Origin of the sequence: Wolbachia endosymbiont of Drosophila tsacasi (genome assembly GCF_028982115.1) — a bacterium.
In the GTDB taxonomy this organism is placed as follows: domain Bacteria; phylum Pseudomonadota; class Alphaproteobacteria; order Rickettsiales; family Anaplasmataceae; genus Wolbachia; species Wolbachia pipientis_B.
The window spans coordinates 24,346-33,021 of record NZ_JAPQLJ010000050.1 but is presented as its reverse complement, the minus strand read 5'-3'; the positions used below and the strand labels follow the sequence as shown (position 1 = coordinate 33,021).

Genomic DNA, 8,676 nt, shown 5'->3' with positions numbered 1-8,676 from the left:
CAAATTGGCGTACTATACTGTCTTAAACGACTTATAAGCGCGTTTCAGCTTATATAGGTAAAAACCCAGAAATGTTGTGAAGACATAAGGTGCACATAGTGCAAAAAATTAAAAACAAGACGCCAACTACGTTGTTTTCTTGCTGTTTAATCTGCACAGATGAAGATAACTGAATACCTTCAGTTTCATGATAAGGGGGCTGGCGAGGCTTGTCAAGTAAGTTTTTTCGTTTAATCCGTTTCTATGAGCTACTTGGATGACGAGAAAGAGCACTTACATATTTATGGCAACCTCATTACCTCCTCTCAAACAGTTTTTCAATATCACTCAATTTCATTTCTATATAAGTTGGTCTTCCGTGGTTACATTGCCCGGAATATGGTGTTTTTTCCATTTGTCTCAGCAGCTCATTCATCTCCTCCAACTTCATTTTCCTGCCTGCTCTAATTGATCCATGACAAGCGATAGTAGCTAATATCTTGTTCACTTTATCTTCTACTGGCAATGTATCTTCTATTTCGGTTAGTCTGTCAATTATGTTAATTAGCATCTCTTTCACATCTATTGCTCCCAAAATTGCAGGGATTTCTTTTACTATCACTTTATTTTCTGGTTTGATCTCAATATCAAAACCCATTTCAAATAACTTATCTTTATAAGTTTCAATCATCTCCATTCCGGCTTGATTTTTGATTTCAACCGTTTCAGGAAGAAGTAGTTTTTGTCTTTTTATACTTGATTTTTGTTTTAAGCATTCATATACTAGTCTCTCGTGGGCTGCATGCTGGTCGACTATAATCAATTTGTCTTTTACCTCGGCAATAATGTAAGTATTATAGACCTGACAGCGTGCAAACCCGAGCGGGTGGCTTTCTATCAAATCAACTTGCTCTAACACCTTTTTTTCTAGAACCATAATTTCCGCTTGTGAGGGGGATTTCTGTATGCCGGTATAATTAAACGATTTTGACTGTTCTGATAAGCCTTTTGCTTTTTCATTTGGAGAGGCAAATTCTTTTATTAGTTGATTTTCAAAAGGACTTGGCCTTCTTTCATAAAATTCATTTTGAACATCAGGTTTATCAAAAGAATCTGATAATGAACCTTTCACAAAACCCTCTATCGTATTAGTAGTTTTCTGGTCACTAGCTGGAAAGGTGCCTATCCTTCTTGACAATGCTTTAATTAGCCCTCTTGTCACTATTTCATATATGAGCTTCTTATTCTGAAACCTTACTTCTGACTTATTTGGATGCACATTTACATCTACTTGATCGTAAGGTATCTCTAAATGTAACGTCGCAAAAGGATACCTATCGCTTGGAATAAAATCATGATATGCATACCTAACCGCACCAATAAGTAGATTATCTTTAATTGGCCTTCCATTAACAAATGTATAGATCTGAGTTGACTTACCACGATTGACAATAGGTTTACAGATGTATCCTGTAAGTTTAATCCTGTCTTCTTCTTCATTGACCTCCAAAGAACTGCCCTGAAATTCTTCTTCTACTTCACACAATCTACTAAATAACAAGGTTTGCTTGGCATATTTTAAGAGCTTTTTATTACCTGAAATGAGAGTAAACCCTATATGATAGTTAATCATTGCTAGGTTATTTACAATATCAACAATGCTTTGAGTTTCTGCTCTTTCGGTTTTTAGAAATTTTAGTCTATTTGGGGTAGCAAAAAACAAATCTCGTACTTCAATGTATGTTCCTTGTGATAAAGAGTAAGGAGTTAGCTCCCCCATCTTTTCTCCACCCTCATAACTTATAGACCATGCTTCACTTGCTCCGCTTGCTTTAGACGATAATTTTATCCTACTTACTGCTGCAATTGAAGGCAGAGCTTCTCCTCTAAAGCCAAGATGCTTGATTTCTATCAACTCACTATCGCTCAATTTTGAAGTAGCATGGCGCATAAACGCAAGTTCTAAATCGTTTTTTTCTACTCCGTTACCATTATCTGTCACAGTAATAAGATTACGCCCACCACTTTCTATTTTGATCTCTATTTCTAAACTTCCAGCATCTATTGCATTTTCTACTAATTCCTTTACTACACTTGCTGGCCTTTCTATCACCTCTCCCGCTGCTATACGGTTTATGGTTTTTGCGTCTAAAAGAATTATTGCCATAGATTTATTATGAAACTGGTTTTTCTTTTACTTCTTTGGTCTGTCTCTCTCTCCACTTTTTTAACCTACCTGCAATTTCACTGTTGGAAATTGACAATATAGATACGGCGGTAATGGCAGCATTATATGCTCCATTTTCTCCTATAGACATGGTTGCAACTGGAACACCCTTTGGCATTTGAACTATAGAGAGTAGACTGTCCAGCCCATTTAATTGTTTACTATGCACAGGAACTCCGATAACTGGTAAACAAGTTAATGACGCAACCATACCAGGTAAATGAGCTGCACCTCCTGCACCAGCTATAATAACCTTAAAACCTTCTTCTTGTGCAGATTTAGCAAAATTGAAGAGCCTTTCTGGTGTTCTATGTGCAGATATTATGAATATGTCATGTGAAACTTCTAATGCTTTTAGCATATCGACGGTATAGACCATAGTGGTGTAATCTGACTCACTTCCCATAATAACGGCAACATCTTTTTTTATTTTTGTCATATTCAACACAATTTTACTTACTAACTAAATAGTGTTCCAGCTAAAAAGCAACAAATATTTAGGTTATATTATAAATATAATATATAGAATTCTCGTTAAAATAGAAATTTTAAAAATTTAAATAAATATCTATGTTAAGATATAGAGATATAAACTTCTTATGTAAGATAAATTTATAAAATGATTATTTTTGTATTTCAAGCTTTGTAATTTTAGCTTGTTCTTTCTGTAAATGATTTTTTCAGATAGGCTGATAGTAAAATGGTAATTTAAAATTACTAGAAATTTGATTGAAATATTAATATACAATCAACTTAAAGTTTTAAATTTGATATCATATAATTATTGACAAGTTATATGATATTAATATTTTAATGTATTAAATATTATGTTATAATGTTTAATAAAGTTAATTGATATGTGAGTGTAAGAATTATGGAAGTAATATCGTTAAATAACTTAGAAAGTGCGGGAGTAAAAACAAAGTTGCTTTATATAATAAATAAAATTATAGAAAAAATGCTTGGACTCAGGCTTTTGCAGCTGAGAAGCTTGGTATTGATCAGCCAAAGGTATCACAAATTAAAAATGGTAAAATAGATGGTTTTTCTTTAGAGCGATTGTTAGGATTTCTAAAAAAGTTTGATCATGAAATAACAATCACGATGACAGAAAGCCAAGAAATAAAATCTGAGGCAGAAAAAGTAAAACATGAAATTGAATCGCAATAGATACAAAGTTGACAACTTGTTTTTTGTGGTATAGTATAAAACTTATTAAGGTAGTATCTTATGGCTGAGTCTATTGTAGAAAAGTGTACAGAACAGGTAAGCAACCGTTTCAAATTGGTTCTATTGGCAAGTCAAAGAACACATGATTTAAATACAGGAGCAAGTAATCCAGTTCAAATAGCTCAGTTTAAAGACCATAAAAACACCATAGTTTCCTTACATGAAATAGCAGAAAAACAGGTGGATACTCATGAGCTATTTAACCTTTTAGTAGGTAGATGCAAGGAGTACATGAAAGGGAATATGAATAATGTTTACAGCAGTAATACAAGTAAGCTAGCGAATTTATTAAATTTTTCTGATGACACAGATCTTGATGCAAATCAAGAAAGCCAAGATTATGAAGTGGATGGTGAAATAAATGATCAAGATGGCGATGAAGAAGTATCCGTTTAGAAATCTACTGAAGTTACATAGTCTTTAAATGCTTCACATTGCTATCTATACACTGTTGTTCTGCATGAGTATAATGTTGTGCCGCATAGTGTCTAAGTCAAGTGATGTGTACAATAAGGTTTTAGCGTTCAATAATTTCTCAACGCAAGTAGTTGTACTCATAACAGCAATATCAATCATTCTGAATAATTTTTTTTTAATTGATATAGCATTGTTGTATGCTAGCGTTAGCTTTATATCAACTATAGCACTAATGAGATTAATGTTGTTTTAATAATTTATGATAGGATCCGTTCTTATATTTTTAGGCATTTGTTCAGTAATCATTTCAAGTGTGGGAGTAATTAGATTCCCTGATTTCTATACTAGGTTACATGCAGCAGGTATTACAGATTCTAGCGGTGCAACGCTATTGTTAATTGGTTTTGCTTTGCAGAATGGATTTTCAATCAATACTGTTAAAATAATATTATTAATTCTTATAATATGGGTAGCTAGCTCAACTAATGGCTATATTTTAGCGCGCACTTATTATAAAGTTAAGAAAAAAACTGTTAAAGAAGGTTAAGGTGTTAGAAATATTAAATGTAGTGCTACTTTTGTTGTTACTAACAGTTACGGTTTTTATAGTCTTCTCGCGACATTTAGTCGTAAGTGCTGTTCTAATGTGTGTATTTAGTTCACTTATTGCGCTTATATACTTAATTATGAATGCACCTGATGTTGCAATTACTGAAGCTTCTGTTGGTGCGGGGCTCAGTACGATTTTTACGTTTGCAGCACTCTCCTTGATAAAGAATCATAAAGTAAATCTATCTCATAACCCTATAACGCTTTTTTTTATGTTATTTCTGGCTGTATGTTTGTCATATTTTATGATTCAATTGCCAGATTTTGGCAGCAACAATGCTCCGATCCACTTGCATGTTGCTCCTTATTATGTGGAAAATACCGAAAAAGCTACCGGTATTCCTAACATAGTGACAGCTGTGTTGGCAAGTTTTCGTGGTTATGACACGTTTGGAGAAACTATAGTAGTTTTTACTGCTGCGCTTTGTATAACGTTGATATTAAAAGAAGAAAAAGAAAATGATTAAAGATCCGATATTAAATGCAGTAACATTTTTGATGATACCTTTTATCATTTTATTTGGTTTATACATACAATTTCACGGTGATTATACTCCAGGTGGAGGTTTTCAAGCAGGAATAATTATTGCCTCCGGGATAATATTATATTCAATGCTATTTGGTGTATCTACAACTCTAAAAGCAATACCTTATTCTGTGATTAGATTGACTAACGTGTTAGGTATTTTAATTTATGGAGGAACGGGCGTTGCAACAACTTTACTTGGCCAAAATTTTTTATCTTATGATATCTTGTCAGCCAATAATAGAACCGGTCAAAAATTGGGTATTTTTTTTGTGGAATTAGGTGTAGCATTTACTGTCTGCTCCTCTATGTTAATTATATATATGAATTTTGCTCGTAGGAAAAAACAATGACTTTATATAATTATACGATTATTATTGTATTAATGGTGCTAGGTTTATATATTATTATAAACGATAAAAATTTAATCAAGAAAATGGTAGGGGTAAGCGTCTTCCAAGCATCTGTTTTGTTGTTTTACATATCTCTAGGATATATAAAAAGTTCTTTGCCTCCTATATTGGTTTCAAATTTTTATTTATATAGCAATCCTATACCTCATGTTTTAATGCTTACTGCTATAGTGGTTGGAATTGCAACATTTTCAGTTGGATTGTCCATAGCAGTAAAAATGGAAGAAAAGTATGGAACAATTGATCAAGACAAGTGTAAATAAGTTAACAGTATCTTAAACTATATGAAATAACAAATAGCCATAAGTTAAAAGTAAAATTATAGACTTGCTCATTGTAAGTTTATTTATTAATAAGAAATAAAATTATAAACTGTAAAGGTAATGATGTCAACTATTAATGATGCAGAAGATAAGAAAAAAATTATCAGAGATCTTGTAACTAAAAGTATAAAAAAAGGTGGTTTTGTCACCTTTGATGATATAAATAATAAATTATCAGATGAAAATTTTTCGTCTGATTTTATAGATGATGCTATATCTTTATTGCAGGATTCCGGAATTAATGTGCTTGAAAGTAGCGAAGATGAAGAAGATATTCCTTCCAACAGTGATGATAGTAAACTTGATGATGATGATACATTGCCAAATGTTACTGCAACTTTAGTACAAAATGATGATCCAGTGAGGATTTATTTACAAGACATGAGCTCTGTAAAGCTTTTGTCAAGGGCAGATGAAATCGAGATAGCAAAAAAAATTGAATCTGAAAAGCATAACATGTTACGTGCAATAATTGAAACATCAGTAACATTAAAGGTGATAAAAGTATGGCGTGATGATTTAAGTAGTGGAGCTCTCTTACTGAGAGAAATTATAGATCTGGATGCAATTTATAACTCTGACTTTAATGTGGCACCCAAAGAAGAGAGTGAAGAAAGTGCTGAAGATGTTGAGGATTCTGAGGATGTTTCTGAAGATGCTGAGTACTGTAGTGATGATGAGAAAGATAGTAAAAAAAGTGATGATGAGAAAGACGGTGATAATGAAGATGTAAATTCAGCGAATTTAAATGTTTCTATTCTTGAAATGGAAAGTGACTTGTTGCCAAAGGTCATAGTTGCATTGGATGAGATAATTACTTTAACAAATGAAGCATTGGTATTAAGAAAAAATTCTAAAGATTCCTCTGATGAACTAGAGAATTTATATAGTCAAATATGGTCTATAGCATTACAAATTAAGTTAAGTGATGCTGCTGTTGCCAGAATTACACAAGAACTTTATAAGATAAATAGATCCATCACGCTTGAAGAGGCTAATCTTATTGCTGAGGCTAGAAAATACGATATCGATAGAGAAAGTTTCTATAAAGTTTATGATGACGTGCTTTTAAAGCATGAATTGAAAAAGATAAGTCTTTTAAAGATCAATGAAAATCAGTCCTCTTTTACAGGTGAATTAAAAAACAAATTTTTAAGGTTTATAGACGATAACTCTGAACATATAGCTAGCACTTTGAACGGTATTAAGCAGCATATACAGGAAGATAACGTGCAAGAATTTAAGGAGCTAATCAGGAGAATACAAAAACACGAACGAGAAGTCTCTGAAGCAAAGCAAGAGATGATTAAGGCTAACTTAAGGCTAGTAGTTTCCATTGCTAAGAAGTATTCAAAAAGAGGCCTTGATCTGCTTGATTTGATACAAGAAGGCAATATTGGTCTTATGAAGGCCGTGGATAAGTTTGATTACAAACGTGGATATAAATTTTCAACTTATGGCACTTGGTGGGTAAGACAATCAATCACTAGGGCAATACCTGAGCAGTCTAAAGTAGTTAGAATACCAGTTCATATGGTGGAAATTATCAGTAAAATCAACAGAGCATTAAGAAAAATGACTCATGAGATGGGAAGAGAGCCGACGTTAGAGGAATTGAGTGTAGAACTGACAATGCCACTGGAAAGAATACGCAAAGTTATGAAAATAGCAAGGGACCCAGTAAGTCTTGAAGCTCCAACAGGAAAGGATGATAGTAGTACCTTCGGTGATTGTATAGAAGATAAGCGAGTCTCCAGACCAGAGGATGCTGCAATACTTGCTGACTTGCGTGGCATTACAACCAATGTTCTTGCAACTTTAACACCAAAGGAAGAAAGAATTCTAAGAATGCGTTTTGGCCTTGGTAAAGATGGGAAGGAGCATACCTTAGAAGAAGTAGGAAAAATTTTTAATGTAACACGTGAGAGAATTAGGCAAATAGAGGCAAAAGCACTGCGCAAGTTGAAACATCCAAGCCGCGCTAGAAAACTTAGAGGGTTCTTTTAAGTATACTCTAAGTTCACTCCATACAATCTATGTTCCTCCTGATTTTTTTACTTTGCTCTAAATCTGAAATTTTCTTTAAAACATTTAGGTGTTCGAATGTTATTTTTTCAGCAAGACTGGGCAATTTATCATTAGCAAAATTTCTTATATCGTTATCCTGAATTAAAGCATCTTTTCCCAAGATTTTATTAAATGTTTCCTTGAATATTCCAAAAAAACCTGATGGCTTTTTGTTCACCGGTTCTATATAATTATTCAAGTCACTACATATAAAAAACTTAGCTACATCTTCTGCCTTATCTGTAAAACTCTCTAATGTCTGGGATAAATATCTCACTGTTTTATTATATTGTTCACCAATATTTTTCAGCTTTATAGCTTCTATCAAGGAGTCGAGATTTTTTTTATAGTTCTTACTTTTAAATGGATCATTCATACTAATTACAGCTCATTATTTATTAAAATATGGGTATAGGTTTAAAATATTAAGATTTAGTAAATATTACTTTTGTAATTCATGTAGAACTATAGCTATAATAAGTAAGATTTCCCTACGTCATATCGCCGCGGTATCCACAACTGTACGAACGTTGTAGTTTGGCCCACCAGTGGGGTGTCATCCCAGTGCCCAGACACTGGGATCCAGGAAACTTAACTTTAAATAAGTAGCTGCATAATAAAGACTAGATTCCAGCGTCACGAGCTGGAATGACACCTGTAGCCCTACGTCATACCGCCGCGGTATCTCTTAACATAGATCCCGCTGCGGGATGACGGTTGTCGTTTAGCTATAAACATTAAGAAATTTACCGGACAAAAAAAAGGCAAAAGAAACCCTAGTCATTGTCTATTTTCAGTATTGGCATTTTTTAAATCTTAAACACTGCAATTTAGCTGCTTTTAAACGCAACTCACCTTAGTTTAAATGTTTAAGAAATTTACTAA

General features: G+C 33.2%; 10 protein-coding genes and 1 pseudogene. 8 read left to right on the top strand and 3 right to left on the bottom strand.

All coding sequences use genetic code 11. The annotated features are described in order from the left end of the window. Nucleotides 1-295: 295 nt before the first annotated feature. The gene (gene mutL, locus OZD70_RS04315; RefSeq protein ID WP_275021139.1) at nt 296-2,146 is read right to left on the bottom strand and encodes a DNA mismatch repair endonuclease MutL; all 1,851 of its coding nucleotides are present in this window, start codon (nt 2,144-2,146) and stop codon (nt 296-298) included. Nucleotides 2,147-2,153: 7 nt separating this feature from the next. Continuing rightward, nucleotides 2,154-2,645 carry a 5-(carboxyamino)imidazole ribonucleotide mutase gene (purE, locus tag OZD70_RS04310; RefSeq protein ID WP_182183044.1) on the bottom strand — a complete coding sequence of 164 codons (492 nt, stop codon included), beginning with the start codon at nt 2,643-2,645 and terminating at the stop codon, nt 2,154-2,156. A gap of 435 nt (nt 2,646-3,080) precedes the next feature. On the opposite strand from purE, the pseudogene OZD70_RS05930 reads away from it, so the two are divergent. From OZD70_RS05930 to rpoD, 8 genes and pseudogenes are all read left to right on the top strand, one after another. Continuing rightward, nucleotides 3,081-3,376, top strand: a pseudogene (locus tag OZD70_RS05930) (helix-turn-helix domain-containing protein). A 60-nt stretch (nt 3,377-3,436) separates the two neighbouring features. Next, nucleotides 3,437-3,832, top strand: coding sequence for a DNA-directed RNA polymerase subunit omega (rpoZ, locus tag OZD70_RS04295; protein ID WP_275021137.1), 396 nt, complete (start codon nt 3,437-3,439; stop codon nt 3,830-3,832). A 28-nt stretch (nt 3,833-3,860) separates the two neighbouring features. Next, nucleotides 3,861-4,106 (top strand): monovalent cation/H+ antiporter complex subunit F, encoded by a 246-nt coding sequence (locus tag OZD70_RS04290; RefSeq protein WP_082860906.1) that lies wholly within the window; start codon nt 3,861-3,863, stop codon nt 4,104-4,106. Nucleotides 4,107-4,112: 6 nt separating this feature from the next. After that, on the top strand, nt 4,113-4,400 hold the full coding sequence (gene mnhG / locus OZD70_RS04285) for a monovalent cation/H(+) antiporter subunit G (RefSeq protein WP_096617042.1): 288 nt from the start codon (nt 4,113-4,115) through the stop codon (nt 4,398-4,400). 1 nt (nt 4,401) lies between these two features. Then, complete coding sequence (locus tag OZD70_RS04280; RefSeq protein ID WP_164224943.1) at nt 4,402-4,929, top strand: DUF4040 domain-containing protein; 528 nt, start codon at nt 4,402-4,404, stop codon at nt 4,927-4,929. After that, nucleotides 4,922-5,341: a Na(+)/H(+) antiporter subunit B gene (locus tag OZD70_RS04275; RefSeq protein WP_253302473.1), complete on the top strand. Its 420-nt coding sequence runs from the start codon at nt 4,922-4,924 to the stop codon at nt 5,339-5,341. Before OZD70_RS04280 ends, OZD70_RS04275 begins: the two co-directional genes overlap by 8 nt. Then, nucleotides 5,338-5,664, top strand: a complete 327-nt coding sequence (locus OZD70_RS04270; protein ID WP_275021136.1) for a cation:proton antiporter subunit C — start codon at nt 5,338-5,340, stop codon at nt 5,662-5,664. The genes OZD70_RS04275 and OZD70_RS04270 overlap by 4 nt, the downstream gene beginning before the upstream one ends. Nucleotides 5,665-5,787: 123 nt before the next feature. Next, entirely contained in the window at nt 5,788-7,731 is a 1,944-nt protein-coding gene (gene rpoD, locus OZD70_RS04265; RefSeq protein WP_275021191.1) for an RNA polymerase sigma factor RpoD, read from the top strand. A gap of 13 nt (nt 7,732-7,744) precedes the next feature. Here the strand turns inward: rpoD and OZD70_RS04260 are convergent, their stop codons facing one another. Beyond that, nucleotides 7,745-8,167, bottom strand: coding sequence for a hypothetical protein (locus OZD70_RS04260; protein WP_275021135.1), 423 nt, complete (start codon nt 8,165-8,167; stop codon nt 7,745-7,747). Nucleotides 8,168-8,676: the final 509 nt, after the last annotated feature.